Origin of the sequence: Serratia sp. PF-27 (assembly GCF_030053255.1) — a bacterium.
In the GTDB taxonomy this organism is placed as follows: domain Bacteria; phylum Pseudomonadota; class Gammaproteobacteria; order Enterobacterales; family Enterobacteriaceae; genus Serratia; species Serratia bockelmannii.
Genome location: NZ_JASGBT010000015.1, coordinates 231,088 through 248,989 on the forward strand (window position 1 = coordinate 231,088; position 17,902 = coordinate 248,989).

Below are 17,902 nucleotides of genomic sequence, written 5' to 3' on the forward strand. Positions count from 1 at the left end.
AAAAAACGCCCGCAGGCGTTCAATTGTGGGGGCAGCTCTCGCTTTCAGCAAGCAATTTGCTGAAATTTATCAACGGTTAGGCCAGTTGGTTATAAACCCGGGCGATGCGGCCGCTGCCGCTGACGTTGACCGGGGATTCGAAGGCGCCGATAAAGCAGGATTCACCCGGTTTGAGCGTCAGGCGCTGCCCGGATTTTTCCAGCGTTGCTTCGCCGCTGACGCAGAACACGATAGCCGCGCTCCGCTGTGCCAGCGCCTGCGGCGCGGCGGTCAAATCGTGCAGTGAGAAGGCGAAATCTTCCACCGGGATCGGGAAGAACAGCTCGTTGCCGCGCCGCTCCGGTTGGGTCAGCAGGCCGGAAGCCGGCTGCGGGCGAAACTGCAGGTTGGCCAGCAGCTCGGGCACGTCGATAAATTTCGGCGTCAGGCCGGCACGCAGCACGTTATCCGAGTTGGCCATCACTTCCAGCGCCACGCCTTTCAGGTAGGCGTGCGGCGTTTCGGCATACAGGAACATCGCTTCGCCCGGCGCGAGCTGCACCACGTTCAGCAGCAGCGGTGAGAACAGGCCGCTGTCGTCCGGATAGAAACCGGCGATGAACCGCACGGTATCCCAGGGTTCACCCTGCTGGTTGTTGAGCGCGGCTTTCAGCACGCCGAGTGCCAGCGACTTCTGCTCGCCGCTCATCGTCAACAGGCTGGCGAACAGGGTAGACAGATGGGCGGTGTCCGGCTGCTGCAGGAAGGCGGCGATATCGTGGTGCGCGCCGGCGATAGGTTGCAGCAGGGAAACGATATCGGCCAATTCACGAAAACCGTTCATCGCCAGGAACGGCGTCAGCGCGAACACCAGCTCGGGCTTGTGATTGGGATCTTTGTAGTTGCGTTCGGCGGCGCTCAGCGGGATGCCGGCGGCGTTCTCTTTCGCGAAGCCGACCTCGGCCGCCGCTTTGCTCGGGTGGACCTGGATCGACAGCGGCTGATCGGCGCACAGCACTTTAAACAGGAACGGCAACTCGCCAAAACGGCTGGCGACGTTGGCGCCCAGCTGTTTTGACTGGTCTTCGTCGATCAGATCGCGCAGCGAACGCAGTTCACCGTCGGCGCCCGGCACGCGGGAAGGGCTCTTGGGATGGGCGCCCATCCACAGTTCGGCCATCGGCTGATTATCCGGGTTGGCGATGCCGTAAAGACGGGTCAGCGCGTCGTGGCTGCCCCAAGCGTAATTCTGTACCGCGTTGGTCATTTTTTGCATGTCGATAAACGTCCTTCTGCGTCATTGCCGCACTATTGGCAATTAACCTTCTGATTTTATACGGTTAACTCAATCTATGCCGACGACCATCATACCCTCGCGTCGGCAGGAAAAATCATGGGCGCGATCAAAACATCGCCGGATAACGTCGCGCCCGGCAACGGGGCCAAAGTATAGCGTGATAACGATCGGCGTCTCAATTGGTGCGCAGGTCTCAACGCGGCCCAGAAAATCCGTCGCAAGATTATTCTTTGGGAGAATGGGTTATTGCCGATAGCCCGCTTATCCTGCGTCATTATTTATTCTTCAGCATGTCAAACTATGTCGGCTGAATTTATTTTTTACCGTCTGAGCCATTCCCTTATTATTATTCTCGCGCTGCGCCGGGCGATCACACGCCGAGCTTAAACCGGCGCGTCAGACCCCTTTACCGTAACGGCCAACGAGTCGATTTAACGAAACAAGAGGTCTGTTGCATGAAAAAACTGTTGTTGTTGTTGTTGGGCTTTTGCACCGGCGCAGCTCAGGCGGCGGTGATTGTCGCCTATCCCTACGCGGCTCCGCGCGCCGTGGTGATCGCGCCGGCACCGATCGTCGTTGCACCCGCGCCGGTAGCGGTTCCCACCGCGATCGCACCCGTGGCGCACCCGCTGGCACTTACCGCCGGCGCGGTGGCGACCGGGGCGTATCGGCATAATGAACGGCAGGACGCCTATGACGAGATCAATCATCTGCAGCAACAACGTATCGATGAGCTCAATCATTTACAGGCGCAACGCATCAATAATTTTAATTCGCGTCATCCGCGTTAATGGCTACCCACATTTTTATTCTCCGGACTCATTTCCGGCCGTTTATTTCGGCGCGGATTAACCGGCGGAAAATAACCGCGTCATTGATGGGTAAAAGAGATGAAACGTGCTGTGAGATAACTCTCTTAATGCGAATAGTTATTATGTCACTATACTGGGAGTGCATGCCGACGGGGGGGTAGCGCGTCGGCCTAACCCTACAATTTTAGGAATTATGCTAAGGAGATCATGATGGCAGGCGTTCGTATCGAAAAAGACTCTATGGGCCCCATCGAAGTCGCGGCCGACAAGCTGTGGGGCGCGCAAACCCAGCGTTCGTTGGCGCATTTCCGTATTTCCTCCGAAAAGATGCCGACCGCGCTGATCCACGCGCTGGCGTTGACCAAGCGCGCCGCCGCGCAGGTGAACGTGGATCTGGGGCTGCTGCCGGCCGAGCGGGGTGCCGCCATCATCAACGCCGCCGACGAAGTGCTGGCGGATCGTCATGCTGACCAGTTCCCGCTGTCCATCTGGCAAACCGGCTCCGGTACCCAGACCAACATGAACATGAACGAAGTGTTGGCCAATCGCGCCAGCGAGCTACTGGGCGGCGTGCGCGGTGAAGAGCGCAAGGTGCATCCGAACGACGACGTCAATAAAAGCCAGAGCTCCAACGACGTGTTTCCCACCGCGATGCACGTGGCGGCGGTGATTGCGCTGCGCGAGCACCTGATCCCCGAGCTGAAAGTGCTGCACAAGACGCTGAGCGACAAGGCCGAAGCCTACCGCGACATCGTTAAAATCGGCCGCACCCACCTGCAGGACGCCACGCCGCTGACCCTGGGGCAGGAAATCTCTGGCTGGGCGGCGATGCTGGCGCACAATCTGAAACACATCGAGGACAGTATTCCGCACATCGCCGAGCTGGCGCTGGGCGGCACGGCGGTCGGCACCGGCCTGAATACCCATCCGGAGTACGCGGTGCGCGTCGCTAAAGCGCTGGCGGAATTGACCCATCAGCCGTTCGTCACCGCGCCGAACAAGTTCGAAGCGCTGGCGACCTGCGATGCGTTGGTGCAAGGGCATGGCGCGCTGAAAGGGCTGGCGGCTTCGCTGATGAAGATCGCCAACGACGTGCGCTGGCTGGCGTCTGGCCCGCGCTGCGGCATCGGCGAGATCTCGATCCCGGAGAACGAGCCGGGCAGCTCCATCATGCCGGGCAAGGTCAACCCGACCCAGTGCGAAGCGATGACCATGCTGTGCGCGCAGGTGCTGGGCAACGACGTGGCGGTGAACATCGGCGGGGCTTCCGGCAACTTCGAGCTGAACGTGTTTCGCCCGATGGTGATCCACAACTACCTGCAGTCGATTCGCCTGCTGGCCGACGGCATGCAGGGCTTTAACGAGCACTGCGCGGTGGGCATCGAACCGAACCGCGATCGCATCACCCAGTTGCTGAATGAATCGCTGATGCTGGTGACGGCGCTCAACACCCATATCGGTTATGACAAAGCGGCGGAAATCGCCAAGAAAGCGCACAAGGAAGGGCTGACGCTGAAAGCCGCGGCGCTGAAGCTCGGCTATCTGACCGAAGCGCAGTTCGATGAATGGGTACGCCCGGAGGCGATGGTCGGCAGCATGCAGAAGTAACCGCGTTCATCACCATCTCTTAACGGGGCGCGGTTGCGCCCCGTCTTTTCATGCTAATCCTTCCAGCACCGACAACAGCGCCTGCGGCTCCGGCCGCCGGGTGTAATCGGCGTGCGCTTCGGCGTAGACAATACGGCCATCGGGAGTAATGACGAACCGCGCCGGCAGCGGCAGCGTCCAGCTGTCATCCTGGTTGAACTGCGCCAGATCGAGGCCGAGCCGCTGTTGATACAGGGCGATCAGCGCGTCCGGCAGGCGGTAACGCAGGCCGAATTGAGCCGCCAGGCGATTGCCTGCATCGCTGAGCAGCGGAAAGGTGAGATCGTGATCGCGCGCGGCCTGGCGGTTATGCACCGCGCTCTGCGGTGAAATGGCCACGAGCTGCGCGCCGTGATGCGTGATGGCGGGGAGTGCGGCCTGCAGCGCCTGCAGATCGAGCGTACAGTAAGGGCACCAGACCCCGCGATAGAAACTGATGACCAGTGGGCCCTTCGCCAACAGCGCCGCGGAAGAGCATGGCCGGTTTTCGCTGTCCGGTAGGATAAAGCCGGGCGCGGCGTCGCCGACCGTCAGCGCGCATTCGGTAATGCCCGACGCGATCTGCGCCTGGGTCGCCTCACGCATCAGCGCGTGATCTTGCGCCGCGAGTTTGAACGGCAGTTGGTCGGTTTCGAATGCCACTTTGAAGGCATCGAGTTTGTCTTGCAGTGTCATGCGTTCTCCTGATGGGAATGAGGGGGAGCGCTCATCTTGCCCATTCCTAAATGGCGCGTGTAGACTGCAATAAATGCTAACCGTTATTCCATCAAGGAATGTCATGGGTAAATTTGCCGATTACGAAACCTATGCCTGCGTTTACGAGAGCGGTTCCTTTACCGCGGCAGCGCGGCGGCTGCATGTGGGGCAGCCGGCGGTCTCAAAAGCGGTGGCGCGGCTGGAACAGCAGCTCGGCACGCGCCTGATGCTGCGCTCGACCCACGGCCTGCAGCCGACGGATGCGGGACAGCAGCTGTATCAACGCACCCGACGTATCCTTAACGAGCTGGCGGAGACCGAAGCGCTGGTGCAGAGCGCTGGCGAGACCCTGAGCGGCCGGCTTCGGGTCGCTTCGGCGGCGGTGTTCGCCCGCATCGTTCCCTTGCCTGATTTGACGGCGTTTATGCGCGCCAATCCGCGGTTGAACGTCGATCTGCTGCTGGATGACGGCAATTTGTCGCTGATTGAAGAGGGCATCGATATTGCCCTGTGTATTGGCGAATTGGAGGATTCCGGCTTTACCGCCCGCAAGCTGGGTGAGGTAAAGCAATGCGTGATCGGCACGCCCGGCTATTTTGCCGCTGCCGGTATGCCGCAGCGGCCGGAAGATCTGTTGCAGCATGAGATGGTGATTTACCATCACCGTGGCGGCGGCGAGCAGTGGCGCTTCAGCCGTGGAGAGGAACAGCGCACGCTGCGGCTGCCAGGGCGCATGCGGGTCAACGCGGCGGAGTGCGTGCGCGAGCTGGTGATGGCGGACTTCGGTGCTACCGTCGCCAGCGAAGGCATGTTTCGCAACGAGCTGCAAAGCGGGGCGGCGATTGCGGCCTTAGCGGACTGGCAACTGCCGCCGCTGGCGCTGTGGGCGGTGTTCCCCGGCGGCCATTTCGTTTCGGCCAAGGCGCGGGCCTTTGCCGATTTTGTCCAAACCGCGTTATGCAGGGAGCCGTGATATGTCGCGCGCACAACGTTTACTCGATCTGATGCAGCTGTTGCGTAGCCACCGTTATCCTGTAGCGGGCCATGCGCTGGCGCAGACGCTGGGCATCAGCATGCGCACGCTGTACCGCGATATCGCCACGCTGCAGCAGCAGGGGGCGGAGATCGCCGGCGAGGCGGGCGTCGGTTATGTGCTGCGCCCCGGCTTCATGCTACCGCCGCTGATGTTCTCGCAGGCGGAGACAGAAGCACTGGTGCTGGGGATGCGCTGGGTCAGCCGCCACGGCGACAGTCAGCTGGCGAGTGCGGCGGGCCAGGCGCTGGCCAAGATCGCCGACGTGCTGCCGCCGGCACTGCGGGAGGAGCTTGAGGCCAACACGCTGTTGATAGCGCCGGTTCAGGCGCCGCCGGTGGCGGATGAGCTGCGGGTGCTGATCCGTGACACCATCCGCCGCGAGCGCAAGCTGCATATCGACTATCTTGACCTGGCGGGGCAGCGCAGCGAACGCCTGTTGTGGCCCTTTGCACTGGGTTTTTTCGACCAGTTCCAGATGTTGGTCGCCTGGTGCGAGCTGCGCCAGGCCTTTCGTCATTTTCGCCTCGATCGCATCCAGGCCGCCACGCCGTTGGAACCGCGCTATCCGCGCGGACGGCGGCGGCTGCTGAAAGAGTGGCGCCTCTGCGAGGGCATTGCGGAGCAATAGCGGCACGCTGCTGCCATAAACTGTCAGTCGCGCGCCTTAGTCTGTGCCTATCGGGAACCGGCCGGTTCCCATCATCCAGAGGACAGACCGATGACCCTTCCCAGCATGACCCTGCTTTACGTCGACAACCCGCTGAACAGTGCCGCCTTTTATCAACGTTTACTGGGACAGGCGCCGGTAGAGCTTTCTCCCGGCTTCGCCCTGTTTGTGCTCAACAACGGCTTCAAGCTGGGGATGTGGGCCAAACAGGGGGTAAAACCCGCTGCCACGTTGACCGGCGGCGGCGGTGAGCTGGGCTTCTTGTGCCAGGATCCGCAAGAGGTCGAAGCGCGCTATAACCAGTGGCGCGAACTCGGGCTGCCTATCGAGCAAACGCCGACCGAGATGGAATTCGGTTACACCTTCGTCGCACGGGATCCGGACGGCCATCGCCTGCGGGTATATGCCCTCAGCGAGTAGCGTCATCGGCATACAGGTGCAAGCGCGGCACCAGCAGCCGCAGCGGTCGGGCGTCGGGTTTGTAACGGTGTTTCACCGCGTCAACGTCGTAGTTGAGCAGCTCGCCAATCTTCGGCACTGCGGCGCCGCTCTCTACCTGACACAGGGCGATCAGCGGCAGCGGGCAGGGGTGCTGCACCTGCTTTTGCTGCTGCTGATACCACACGCGGGCGATCGGCTGCACTTTGACCGGCCGCTTGATTTTCAGCGTCGCGTGCTGCGGCAGACGGCTGACATCGTCTATTTCGCGGCTGACCAGGGTGGCCCACTGTTCACGGCTGTGCGGCGGCACCGCGCGGCCGGCTTTCAGGCTTTTCTCCAGCTGCGCCAGGATGTCGTCCCGCTTGACGTTTTTGATGATGTGCTTGTTGGCCCAGCCGAAGCGCACCGAGTCGGGGTTGGTCAGGGCGGTGAGGGTGCGGTAGGCGCTGAGGGTAATCAGCCCGTGCAGATGGGTGTGTACGAACTCGAAACGCTGCTCCGGCGCCAGACCGGAATCGACGGTGATAATCTGCTCCAGTTCGCCCTTCAGGCGGTTGACCAGCGCCAGCTGCGCCTGCAGCGTCAGATATTCCGGTTGCTCCACCGCCAGACAGATAACGCCGGGCAGCCGCACGGCGGCCTTGCTGCTGACATTCTCCCGGTTATGGTGGATGAACAGCCGCTGATAATGCTCCAGCGCCAGATCGCGCGCCGCTTGTCCCACATGCTGTTCGACCGCGATATGCGAGATAGCCTGATGTTCCTGGCCTTTTTCAACCTCCGGCAGGCTGAACACCCGCGCTGCCAGCAAGCGCAGCGGGGTGATCTGCTGCTGCAATGCGCCCAGCGCCTGCTCTAGCTCGACAAAGCAGGCATTCATTCGGCCAATCACATCGTATCTGCTCATCGTACGCTCCTATTTTAGTTACAACATACTATAGGAGAGTAGCAGGCTGGGGGCAACATCGGCGATGGGGAAATACTCGGCTTAACTGCCCGCCCGGCTTACCAGGGGGAAATAGGGCGGGTAGCAGGGGGAATTCTCTCGCTCGTCTGCCACACATGCGGGTAAGCGTGATTGTCGAAAATAAACCTGGTCTTCTTATGGTTTTGATTCATGGATGAATTTTTTCCCGCTCGTTTATTTTTTGTTTAGTCCATTTCTCGTTTGCCGTTGTCCAATCGCTGGAACAAACAGAATGGCAGGACGCTATGAGCCCTTGGGGTTATCTTTTCTTCTGTCATTAACGGGTGCTTTAACAGGAGGTTTACTGTGGATATTAAACAGAAAGTCAAAAACATGACGCTGGAAGAGAAGATCGGGCAAAAAATCATGCTGGATTTTCGCTACTGGGATCGGAACGGTAGCAGCAATCAGGATATGACTGTTCCCGATGAAGCCATTGGCAAGCTGATCGCCGATAACCACGTGGGCGGGGTGATCCTGTTCGCCAATAATCTTAAAGACAAGCAGCAGATCAAAACGTTGACGGCCTGGTATGCCGCGATGAAAACGCACGCCGGCATTCGCCTGTTTATCGGCACGGATAATGAGGGCGGTAACGTTTTCCGGCTGCCGCGCGGCGACTATGCCTCATTCCCCGGCAATATGGCGCTGGCGGCGGCGATTGAGGGCGGTGCGGATAAACAGCTCGCCGTTGAACAGGGCAAGCTGATGGCCCAGGATATGCGCGCGTTGCATATCAATACCAACTTTGCCCCGGTCGTGGACGTCAACACCAACCCGTTCAACCCGGTGATTAACGTTCGCGCCTTCAGCGATGATAAGAACACCGTGTCCCGCCTGGCCGAGAAAATAGTGGCGGGGATGAAGCAGCAAGGGCTGATCACCGCTTACAAACACTTCCCTGGCCATGGCAGCACCTCCACCGACTCGCATACCGGTTTGCCGCGCGTCGATCGCACGCGGGAAGAGGCTTTTGCCATCGATATCGCCCCCTATAAGCAAGCTATCGATCGCTGCGCGGCGCCGGACATGGTCATGACCGCGCATATTCAGTATCCGGCTCTGGACAACCGCCAGATCGCTACCCGCAGCGGCGAAAAAATCACGGTGCCGGCCACCATGTCGCATGAAATTCAGACACAGATTCTGCGCAATGAGTTGGGGTATGCCGGCGTAACGATTTCAGACGCGCTGGATATGGGCGCGATTGCTGAGCACTTCACCCAACAGGGGGCGGCTGAAAACGTCTTTGCCGCCGGGGTGGATATCGCCCTGATGCCTGTCAGCATCGCTTCGCCGGCCCAGGCTAACCTGCTGCCGGACCTGATTCGTTATCTTGCGGAAAGGGTGAAAACGGGGCATCTCAGCGAGGCTGATATCGATGCCTCGGTCGAGCGCATTTTGCGCCTGAAATTACGCCATGGCTTGATGGGGCATAGCGATAAACCTTGTTCCAACGACGTCGCGTTGTCAGCGCACAAGCTGGAAAAGCGCATTGCCGATCGCTCCATTACCGTGGTTATCAACCGTCACAGCCTGCTGCCGTTGAAAGACAAAGCGCTGCGCTATTTTATCCTGACCCCGTGGGGTGAGCAGGCCAAAGGCATCGCTAACGTGATGGCACAGGAAGGCTACCAGAACGTCGTTGCCGCGAAGGAAACGGAACTGAGCGATGCTCAGGTCAGGGCGCATATTGCCGATTGCGACGTGTTCCTGCTCGGCACGCTTTCGACCCGCTTTACGCCTGCTGAACAGGATGGGGTCATTACCTCCGCAACCGGAGCGAGTAATGACAGCATCCCTTATCCGGGCTGGTTGAAATACGCCGCCGAACAGGGGAAAAAGCGCGTTCACCTCTCACTGCGCGCACCTTACGATATCGTGAACTATGCCGCAGACGTGGAGGCGGCCGTCGCCACCTATTCTTACTACGGGTATGACAGCGGCGTGTGGCGCGGTCCCTCGATGATATCTCTGGCACAGGTGCTGACGGGAAAAATCACACCGCACGGAAAACTGCCGGTCAACACCTGGCATGACTACGATGTGGAGACCAACACGGGCAAGATCGCATTCCCTCGCGGGACCGGGCTGAGCTGGTAATGGGACAAGTACCGGCGTCGTCAGAAAGGGCGACGCCGGCAGCTTTCTCGCGTTGAGAAAGCGGGCGGTTTCTTGCTCTGCACGAAACGACATGGGATAACCGTCACTCACGGAAGGAGAATATTTATGCCGACAGGCGCAACAAAACTAGGCGGATGGCTGTTGATGGCCGCCATGCTGGGCGTGAGCGGATGCGCCAAGCCCCCCGAACCGGAGAAACCTGCACAGCCGACACCGCCGGTTACACCGATGCGGGGCATCTGGCTGGCCACGGTCATTGGCTTGGACTGGCCGCCGGCGGCCTCCCTGAAAGCGGAAACGGCGCAAGAGCGGGTGCGCCTGCAGCAGCAGGGGCTGACGGATGCGCTGGACGACATGGTGAAAACCGGGATTAACACAGTGTATTTTCAGGTTAAACCGGACGGAACGGCCCTGTGGCGTTCTGACATCTTGCCTTGGTCTGAGGTCTTGACCGGCACCGTGGGCCAGGATCCGGGTTATGATCCGCTGGCCTTTATGCTGCAAGAAGCGCACCGGCGCGGTATCAAGGTCCACGCCTGGCTGAACCCTTATCGGGTTTCCATGAATACCCTACAGCAAACGATTGATGCACTTAATCAGACGTTGCAGTCCCCACCGGCCAGCGTCTATGCGCTGCATCCTGACTGGATCCGCACGGCCAACGACCGCTTCGTGCTCGATCCTGGCTTACCCGACGTGCGCAACTGGATCACTGGCGTAGTGGCTGAAATAGTCAAAAACTATGATGTCGATGGCATTCAATTTGACGATTATTTCTATTACGAAACGCCGCAATCGCCGCTGGATGATGGGAAGACGTATCGCGCCTACGGCAAAGGGTTTGCAGACAAAGCCGCCTGGCGCAGGGACAACACGCTGCAATTGATAAAACAGGTTTCAGCCACCGTCAAAGCGTTGAAACCCGCGGTTGCGTTTGGCGTCAGCCCGGCGGGCGTATGGCGAAACCAAGCGGACGATCCTGCCGGCTCGGCGACGCGGGCAGGGGCGCCATCGTACGATACGGCCTATGCCGATACGCGCCAGTGGGTAAAACTGGGGCTGCTCGACTATATCGCACCACAGCTGTATTGGCCTTTTGATCGTGAAATTGTCCGCTACGACGTGCTGGCCAACTGGTGGGCCGAGGTGGTGAAAGGCACGCCGGTTCGGCTCTATGCCGGGGTGGCGCTGTATAAAGTGGGCACGCCATCGGCCAGCGAGCCGGCCTGGACCGTCGATGGCGGCGTTCCCGAGCTGAAAAGGCAGTTGGATCTCAACGAGAGCCTGCCGGGGATGGGGGGAACCATCCTGTTCCGGCAACGCTATCTGACCGAGCCGCAAACGGATAAGGCCGTGGAGTACCTGCGCACCCGCTGGAAAACCGGTCAATAATCACAGGCACTGGCAGGACGAGCCGCGGCAAATCGCCGCGGCTTTTTCTTTTCAAAGACGAGCGGCTTCCGGCAGGCGTTTCAGGTAATGCACCACCAGCAGCGCCAGCAACAGCATCAGGCTGATAAACGCCGCTACGCCATTCCAGCCGAAGCTGTGCCAGAACACGCCGCCGAGGGTGCCGGCCACGCTGGAGCCGACGTAATAGCAGAACAGATACAGCGACGACGCCTGGCCTTTGGCGCGGCGCGCACGGCGGCCAATCCAGCTGCTGGCCACCGAGTGGGCGGCGAAGAAACCGGCGGTGAACAGCATCATGCCGATAAAGATCGCCGGCACCTGCGGTAGCGCGGTAATCAGGATCCCGATCAGCATAATCACGATTGACGCCAGCAGCACCGGGCCACGTCCGAAGCGTGAGGTGAGCGCGCCGGCCTTGGGCGAGCTGTAGGAACCGGTGAGGTACACCACCGACAGCAGGCCGACAATCGCCTGGCTCAGGTGGTAAGGATCCGCCAGCAGGCGATAGCCGATATAGTTGAACAGGGTGACGAAGCTGCCCATCAGCAGGAAACCTTCCGCGAACAGCAGCGGCAAGCCCTTATCGTGCCAATGCAGCTTGAAGTTGATCAGCAGGGTGCGCGGGCGCAGCGAGCTGGCGCGAAAATGCCGCGAGGCAGGCAGGATACGCCAGAACATGCAGGCGGCGGCGAGGGCGAACAGGCCGATGACCCCGAGCGATACGCGCCAGGAGAAGAAGTCGGTCAATACCCCGGTCACCAGGCGACCGCTCATGCCGCCGATCGAGTTGCCGCTGATGTATAGCCCCATCGAGAAGGCGACGAAGCTGGGATGGATCTCTTCGCTGAGATAGGTCATGCCGACCGCCGCCACGCCGCTCAGCGACAGGCCGATCAGCGCGCGCATCAGCAAAATGCCGTGCCAGCTGGTCATAAAGGCGCAGATCAGCGTGCAGACCGCCGCCAGCAGCAGCGCTACCACCATCACCGATTTACGGCCGATGGCGTCTGACAGCGGCCCGGTGAACATCAGGCCGATCGCCAGCAGGCCGGTAGAGACCGAAAGCGACAGGCTGCTTTCCGCCGGCGATACGCCGAAGTCTTGCGACAGCACCGGCAGGATCGGCTGCACGCAGTAGAGCAGCGCGAAGGTTGCCAGCCCGGCGGAAAACAGCGCCAGCGTTACGCGCATAAACTGCGGCGTGCCGCGTTCGATATAGGGGAGTTTGTTGTTGAGGGTGGAGCGTTTTACTTTTGGCGCAGCGGCCGCGTCATCGTTGGCGGCCAGCGTCGACGGCATCACGGCCGCAGAACGCACAGGGGTTGTCACAGCGTTTCCTTACCGAACTTCGGGGAGATAAACAGACACTTTGCAGATAACAAAATGATAGGGAGTGGCGAATTTTTTGTCTAATATATTAATAATTCAAATTAAGATGTTTTAAATATGAATATCGAACTGAGACACCTGCGTTACTTTATTGCCGTGGCGGAAGAGCTGCATTTTGGCCGTGCCGCCGAGCGGTTGCGGATCTCCCAGCCACCGCTCAGCCAGCAAATCCAGGCGCTGGAAGAGATGGTCGGCGCGCGGCTGCTGGCGCGCAACAACCGCAACGTCAGTTTGACCCAGGCCGGGGAAATGTTCCTCAAAGAAGCCTACCAGGTGCTCGATCAGGTCGGGCGCGCGGCGGAAAAGGCGGCGCGTCTGGATCGTGGCGAACTGGGGGAAATGACCATCGGCTTTACCTCTTCCGCGCCCTTTATCGGCGTGGTGGCGCGCAGCCTGCGCACCTTTCGTCAGCAGTCCCCGCAGGTGCATATCAAAATGCGCGAAATCAACACCAAACAGCAGATCGAACCGCTGCTGAACGGTGAGCTGGATCTGGGGGTGATGCGCAACACGCGGCTGCCGGAAGCGCTGCACTATCAGCTGTTGCTGCGCGAACCGCTGGTGGCGGTGGTGCCGGAGGGGCATCCGCTGGCGGAAACGCCCGGCGGCGCGCTGCGTTTTCAACACCTGGCGCAGGAGCCGTTCGTGTTCTTCTCGCGCGAAGTGGGCACCGCGCTGTATGACGAAATTCTGCTGCTGCTCGGCAAGGCCGGCATTACTCCCTATATCACCCAGGAAGTGGGGGAAGCGATGACCATCATCGGGCTGGTCTCCGCCGGGTTGGGGGTGTCGATTTTGCCAGCGTCATTCGCCCGAGTGCGGGTGGACGGCGTGCGCTATTTGCCGCTGGCGGAGCCGGACGCCACCACCGAAGTTTGGCTGGTTCATCACCGCCGCCGGCCGCTGACCGCCGCGGCGCAGGCGCTGATGGCGTTGATGCTGAAATGACGTTGAGGTTGGGCAAATAAAAATCAATTCACGCTGAAATTGCGAGGAATTTGTGCAGCAAATCACATAACGAATCAAATAGTTGACGCTGTATGACAAAAGCCCCACCATAACCCCTAGTCTTTATTTAGAAGCGCGAAAAATAGTAGGAGCCGGTTTGTGATTGCGGTTGGGCAGCCTGGGCATATCGATCAAATCAAGCAGACCAATGCGGGGGCGGTTTATCGGCTAATCGATCAGCTGGGCCCGATTTCGCGTATCGAACTGTCAAAACGCGCACAGCTGGCGCCCGCCAGCATCACCAAGATCGTGCGCGAACTGCTGGAAGCCCATCTGGTCAAGGAAACCGAGTACCAGGAAATCGGCAGCCGGGGCCGCCCGGCGGTGGGGCTGGTGCTGGACACCGAGGCTTGGCATTACCTTTCCGCCCGTATCAGCCGCGGCAGCATCACGCTGGCGCTGCGCGATCTCAGCAGCAAACTGGTGGTGGAAGAGTTGCTGCCGCTGGCGGCCGAACACCCTGAACCGCTGCTGAAACGCATCCTGACCGAAGTCGACCAATTCTTTATCCGCCACCAAAGCAAGCTGGAGCGGCTGACGGCGATCGCCATCACGCTGCCGGGCATGATCGACGTGCAGTCCGGCGTGGTGCACCGCATGCCGTTTTACGACGTGCTGGAGATGCCGCTCGGCCCGGCGCTGGAAACCCGCACCGGCCTGCCGGTTTACCTGCAGCATGACATCAGCGCCTGGACCATGGCCGAGGCGCTGTATGGCGCCTCGCGCGGCAGCCAGAACGTGATTCAGGTGGTGATCGACCACAACGTCGGCGCCGGGGTGATCACCGGCGGCCACGTGCTGCACGCCGGCAGCCACAGCGTGGTGGAGATCGGCCACACCCAGGTCGATCCGTACGGCAAACGCTGCTATTGCGGCAACCACGGCTGCCTTGAAACCGTAGCCAGCATCGAGAACATCCTGGAGATCGCCCAGCAGCGGCTGAGCGGTTCGATGAGCTCCAGCCTGCACGGCGCGCCGCTGACCGTTGAATCGCTGTGCGACGCCGCGCTGGCGGGCGATCAGCTGGCGCGGGACATCATTCTCGGCGTCGGCCACAGCGTGGGGCGCATTCTGGCGATCATGGTCAACCTGTTCAATCCGGAGAAGATCCTGGTGGGCTCGCCGCTCAACCGCGCGGCGGAGATCCTGCACCCGGCCATCGCGTCCTGCATTCGCCAGCAGGCGCTGCCGGCCTACAGCGAGCAGGTCAAGGTCGAATCCACGCAGTTCTTCAATAAGGGCACCATGCCTGGCGCCGCGCTGGTGAAAGAGGCGCTGTACAACGGTTCGCTGCTGGTGCAATTGCTGCAAGGCTAACATCAGAACTTCTTATTAATCCCGCAAAAGATTGAGCTACCTCAAGCCCCTACGTGGCAGCATCCCCTAGAATTTTTCCGAAAGACTTCTTCGCCGCCGATGCGGCGACACATTGTTAACGGGGCATTCTGGGGCATTTTATTCATGTTGAAGCGTTTATTTGTGACAGGCACGGATACCGACGTCGGTAAAACCGTGGTTTCCCGCGGGTTGATGCAGGCGCTGGCCGCCGAAGGCCGTTCAGTGGCCGGCTACAAGCCGATCGCCGCGCGCTGCCAGGAAACCAGCGAGGGCATCCGCAATAAAGACGCTTTGGTGTTGCAGGCATCTTCAACCTTGCCGCTGTCCTACGAGGAGATCAACCCCATCACTTGTCTGGATGAGGTGTTTCACGCGCATGCGACCGAGGATATCAACTATGGCCTGATGAGCAGCGGCCTGCGGGATCTGTCCGCCAAAGCCGATACGGTGGTGGTGGAGGGCAGCGGCGGCTGGCGCGTGCTGATGAACGATCTGCGGCCGTACGCCGAATGGGTGGTGCAGGAGCAACTGCCGGTGGTGCTGGTGGTGGGCATCAAGCTGGGCTGCGTCAGCCACGCGCTGCTGACCGCGCAGTCGATCATCAACGACGGCCTGCCGCTGCTGGGCTGGGTGGCCAACCGCATCAATCCGGGGTTGGCGCACTACGCCGAAACCATCACGGCGCTGCAGCAGCGCATTTCCGCGCCGCTGCTGGGTGAAATTCCGTATCTGCCGCGCGCGGAGCAGCGCGAACTGGCGCACTACCTCGATATTTCCACGTTGCTGTAGCCCATTCAGGCACAGAACGTCGCCAACAATCGGGCGGCGATCAGCAGGCCCAGCCCATACACCGTGTGGGTGAGCAGGCTGAGGAGCCGCGCTCTGCGCGGATTGGCGGTTTTCGCCGCCGCCACGCCAAAGCCCAGCGCGGGCTGCATCACCAGAAACGGCGCCGCCAGGCTCAGCCAGCCGCTCAACAGCGCGATGCGCGGTTCCGGCGCCGCATACCACTCGATGCCCGCCAAACCGAGCGGGATAAAGGCGAACGCCAAGCCGATGGCGTAGTGCAGTATCCAGCCGATTTTTCTCTCACCCCGGCGCGGCGGCGCCGTGACGATGGTGGCGTGAAACCAGCGGCCGTCGAACATGCCGAGAAACCAGCGGCCCACCAGCGCGTAATCGAGGGAAGGGATGCCAAAGCGCCGCTTCAGCAGCAACGCCCACAAATCCATGCAGAGGGTGGCGCCGGCGCCGGTTAACAGGATGCGCACTAACATATCGGGGGTCATACGGGTGTCCTTAACTCAGTGACGTGATAATGTGCGCACAGTGTGCAACTTAAAGTCGGCTTCAAGTCAATGGCAAAAGAACTGGATATCGGCGCGGTGGCGCGCCTGAGCGGAGTCGCGCCTTCTGCGCTGCGGCATTACGAGAAAAAGGGGCTGATCGCGTCGATAGGTCGCCACGGTTTGCGCCGTCAATACGCCGCCGGGGTGCTCGATCAACTGCGGCTGATTGCGCTCGCGCGCCTGGCCGGCTTTACGTTGGATGAGATGAGTGCCTTGTTTGACGAACGGGGCCAAATCGCGATCGATCGCGGGCTGCTGGCGGCGCGGGCGGATGAGCTGGATCGCCATATCCAGCGCCTGATGCAGGTGCGCGACGGGCTGCGGCACATGGTCGATTGTCCTGAACCCGAGCACCTTCAGTGCCCGCAGTTCAGGAAAATATTGCAGCAGGGTGAGTTCTAAGCCTCGCGTTTGGGCGGCGGCGCCGTGTGGTACACCGACACCGGTCGCAGGCCGCGCGACACGGTGGTGGCGATCACGCAGGCGAGCAGAATGCCGGGCAGCAGCGCGTATTCGCCGGTCATTTCAAACACCATCAGCGCCGCCATGATCGGCGCATGGGTGGTAGCGGCCAGCAGGGTAGCCATGCCGGTCAGTGCCAGCAGCAGCGGCACCGCCGCATCCATGCCCGGCCACAGGCCAAACAGCTGACCGATGATCGAGCCGAGCGCGGCGCCGACGAACAGCGTCGGGGTGAAGACCCCGCCGGGTGCTCCCGACCCGCTGCTGGCAAGGATTGCCAACAGTTTACATACCAGGATCGCCCCCAGCAGCAACACCCCCGGTGGCGCAATCAGCAGCGCCTGTACCACGCTGTAACCGTTGCCCCACACCTGTGGGAACAGCAGCGAAAGCAGCCCGACGATCAGGCCGCCCAACGCCAGCTGCAACGGCGGCTTCAAACGCAGCGATCGGAACGCGCGGCCGGTGGCGGTCATCAGCCATAAAAACAGCGGCCCGCCGGCGCCGGCCACCACGCCGACCAGCGCCATCAGCAGGTATTGTGTCGGCAGAGGGGCGGATAGCGGCGTCACCAGGTAGAGCGGCGCCTGGCCGCCGTTGAGCAGGTTGGTCATCAGCAGGGCGCTCACTGCGGCGATCACCACCGGGCCGAGCGAGGCCAGCATTAGGGTGCCGAACAGGATCTCGGCGATAAACAGGCTGCCCGCCAGCGGCGCATGATAGGCGCTGGCCATCCCGGCGGCGGCAGCGCAGGCCACCCACAGTTTCCATTCTTTCTCGTGCGTAAAGCGCTGGGCAAACAGCGAGCCCACCAGCGCCGCCAGCAGGATCATCGCGCCTTCGCGGCCGATGGCGCTGCCGCTCGACACCACCAGCAGCGACGCCAGACACTTCACCAGACTGGCGCCGGTATCCAGCTTGCCGTTGCCGGTCTCAATCGCTTCCATATAGTCGGTGGGCGCCGCCGGACGCTGGTGGCGGTAGCGCTGGTGAATATACAGCAGTAGGCCCGCCGCCAGACCGCCCAGCGCGGGCGTCAGCGCGCGTCGCCAGCCGGGCAGCGCGGCGGCGGCGGCCACCAGGCTGCCGTCGGCATTGCCGAGCAGCAGCCACTCGAGGCCAATCATCGAACGGTGGAACAGCCACACCGCCAGGGCGGCGGCGACGCCGATAAACACGGCGATAAGCAGGCTGCGCAGCAGGGCGCGATAGTGGTGCAGGTGGACCAATCTTTTCATGCGTGGGCGGCGTCGTGAGAAAAATCAAAGGGTCATCAG

General features: G+C 61.1%; 17 protein-coding genes. 11 read left to right on the forward strand and 6 right to left on the reverse strand.

Going from position 1 to position 17,902, the window contains the following annotated elements; translation table 11 throughout:
- Positions 1 to 76: 76 nt before the first annotated feature.
- Positions 77 to 1,255, reverse strand: a complete 1,179-nt coding sequence (manA, locus tag QMZ29_RS06080) for a mannose-6-phosphate isomerase (protein WP_197770207.1) — start codon at positions 1,253 to 1,255, stop codon at positions 77 to 79.
- A gap of 476 nt (positions 1,256 to 1,731) precedes the next feature.
- Between manA and QMZ29_RS06085 the strand changes: the two genes are divergently transcribed.
- Entirely contained in the window at positions 1,732 to 2,067 is a 336-nt protein-coding gene (locus tag QMZ29_RS06085) for a hypothetical protein (RefSeq protein ID WP_169541210.1), read from the forward strand.
- A gap of 231 nt (positions 2,068 to 2,298) precedes the next feature.
- Positions 2,299 to 3,696, forward strand: a complete 1,398-nt coding sequence (fumC, locus tag QMZ29_RS06090) for a class II fumarate hydratase (protein WP_025302703.1) — start codon at positions 2,299 to 2,301, stop codon at positions 3,694 to 3,696.
- A gap of 48 nt (positions 3,697 to 3,744) precedes the next feature.
- Here the strand turns inward: fumC and QMZ29_RS06095 are convergent, their stop codons facing one another.
- Complete coding sequence (locus tag QMZ29_RS06095) at positions 3,745 to 4,410, reverse strand: peroxiredoxin-like family protein (RefSeq protein ID WP_147823744.1); 666 nt, start codon at positions 4,408 to 4,410, stop codon at positions 3,745 to 3,747.
- Positions 4,411 to 4,513: 103 nt separating this feature from the next.
- Between QMZ29_RS06095 and QMZ29_RS06100 the strand changes: the two genes are divergently transcribed.
- The 3 genes from QMZ29_RS06100 to QMZ29_RS06110 all read left to right on the forward strand — a co-directional run bounded on the left by QMZ29_RS06100 (position 4,514) and on the right by QMZ29_RS06110 (position 6,554).
- Entirely contained in the window at positions 4,514 to 5,404 is an 891-nt protein-coding gene (locus QMZ29_RS06100) for a LysR family transcriptional regulator (protein WP_025302705.1), read from the forward strand.
- A 1-nt stretch (position 5,405) separates the two neighbouring features.
- Entirely contained in the window at positions 5,406 to 6,095 is a 690-nt protein-coding gene (locus tag QMZ29_RS06105; protein ID WP_049208131.1) for a helix-turn-helix transcriptional regulator, read from the forward strand.
- A 90-nt stretch (positions 6,096 to 6,185) separates the two neighbouring features.
- Positions 6,186 to 6,554: a VOC family protein gene (locus QMZ29_RS06110; protein ID WP_028128189.1), complete on the forward strand. Its 369-nt coding sequence runs from the start codon at positions 6,186 to 6,188 to the stop codon at positions 6,552 to 6,554.
- Here QMZ29_RS06110 and tus read toward each other — a convergent pair.
- Complete coding sequence (gene tus / locus QMZ29_RS06115; protein WP_197780521.1) at positions 6,544 to 7,482, reverse strand: DNA replication terminus site-binding protein; 939 nt, start codon at positions 7,480 to 7,482, stop codon at positions 6,544 to 6,546. The two genes, QMZ29_RS06110 and tus, sit on opposite strands and share 11 nt — an antisense overlap.
- Positions 7,483 to 7,848: 366 nt before the next feature.
- On the opposite strand from tus, the gene QMZ29_RS06120 reads away from it, so the two are divergent.
- Both QMZ29_RS06120 and QMZ29_RS06125 read left to right on the forward strand, forming a co-directional pair.
- Positions 7,849 to 9,645: a glycoside hydrolase family 3 protein gene (locus tag QMZ29_RS06120; RefSeq protein WP_197780518.1), complete on the forward strand. Its 1,797-nt coding sequence runs from the start codon at positions 7,849 to 7,851 to the stop codon at positions 9,643 to 9,645.
- 126 nt (positions 9,646 to 9,771) lie between these two features.
- Positions 9,772 to 11,058 carry a glycoside hydrolase family 10-like protein gene (locus QMZ29_RS06125; RefSeq protein ID WP_392396792.1) on the forward strand — a complete coding sequence of 429 codons (1,287 nt, stop codon included), beginning with the start codon at positions 9,772 to 9,774 and terminating at the stop codon, positions 11,056 to 11,058.
- 51 nt (positions 11,059 to 11,109) lie between these two features.
- Here QMZ29_RS06125 and QMZ29_RS06130 read toward each other — a convergent pair whose 3' ends face one another.
- Positions 11,110 to 12,378, reverse strand: a complete 1,269-nt coding sequence (locus QMZ29_RS06130; protein WP_031300458.1) for an MFS transporter — start codon at positions 12,376 to 12,378, stop codon at positions 11,110 to 11,112.
- Positions 12,379 to 12,525: 147 nt separating this feature from the next.
- On the opposite strand from QMZ29_RS06130, the gene QMZ29_RS06135 reads away from it, so the two are divergent.
- The 3 genes from QMZ29_RS06135 (at position 12,526) to bioD (ending at position 15,603) form a co-directional block, all read left to right on the forward strand.
- Positions 12,526 to 13,416 (forward strand): LysR substrate-binding domain-containing protein, encoded by an 891-nt coding sequence (locus tag QMZ29_RS06135; protein WP_049203481.1) that lies wholly within the window; start codon positions 12,526 to 12,528, stop codon positions 13,414 to 13,416.
- A gap of 159 nt (positions 13,417 to 13,575) precedes the next feature.
- Complete coding sequence (gene mlc, locus QMZ29_RS06140; RefSeq protein ID WP_025302713.1) at positions 13,576 to 14,793, forward strand: sugar metabolism global transcriptional regulator Mlc; 1,218 nt, start codon at positions 13,576 to 13,578, stop codon at positions 14,791 to 14,793.
- A 144-nt stretch (positions 14,794 to 14,937) separates the two neighbouring features.
- A complete protein-coding gene (gene bioD, locus QMZ29_RS06145) occupies positions 14,938 to 15,603 on the forward strand; it encodes a dethiobiotin synthase (RefSeq protein WP_025302714.1) in 666 nt (221 codons plus the stop codon).
- Between the two features lie 5 nt (positions 15,604 to 15,608).
- Here bioD and QMZ29_RS06150 read toward each other — a convergent pair whose 3' ends face one another.
- Positions 15,609 to 16,103, reverse strand: a complete 495-nt coding sequence (locus QMZ29_RS06150; RefSeq protein WP_141997966.1) for a DUF2938 family protein — start codon at positions 16,101 to 16,103, stop codon at positions 15,609 to 15,611.
- 69 nt (positions 16,104 to 16,172) lie between these two features.
- Here QMZ29_RS06150 and QMZ29_RS06155 point away from each other — a divergent pair, with 69 nt between their 5' ends.
- Positions 16,173 to 16,565, forward strand: a complete 393-nt coding sequence (locus QMZ29_RS06155) for a helix-turn-helix domain-containing protein (protein ID WP_043143268.1) — start codon at positions 16,173 to 16,175, stop codon at positions 16,563 to 16,565.
- Here the strand turns inward: QMZ29_RS06155 and clcB are convergent.
- Positions 16,562 to 17,863, reverse strand: coding sequence for a voltage-gated ClC-type chloride channel ClcB (clcB, locus tag QMZ29_RS06160; RefSeq protein WP_025302717.1), 1,302 nt, complete (start codon positions 17,861 to 17,863; stop codon positions 16,562 to 16,564). The two genes, QMZ29_RS06155 and clcB, sit on opposite strands and share 4 nt — an antisense overlap.
- Positions 17,864 to 17,902: the final 39 nt, after the last annotated feature.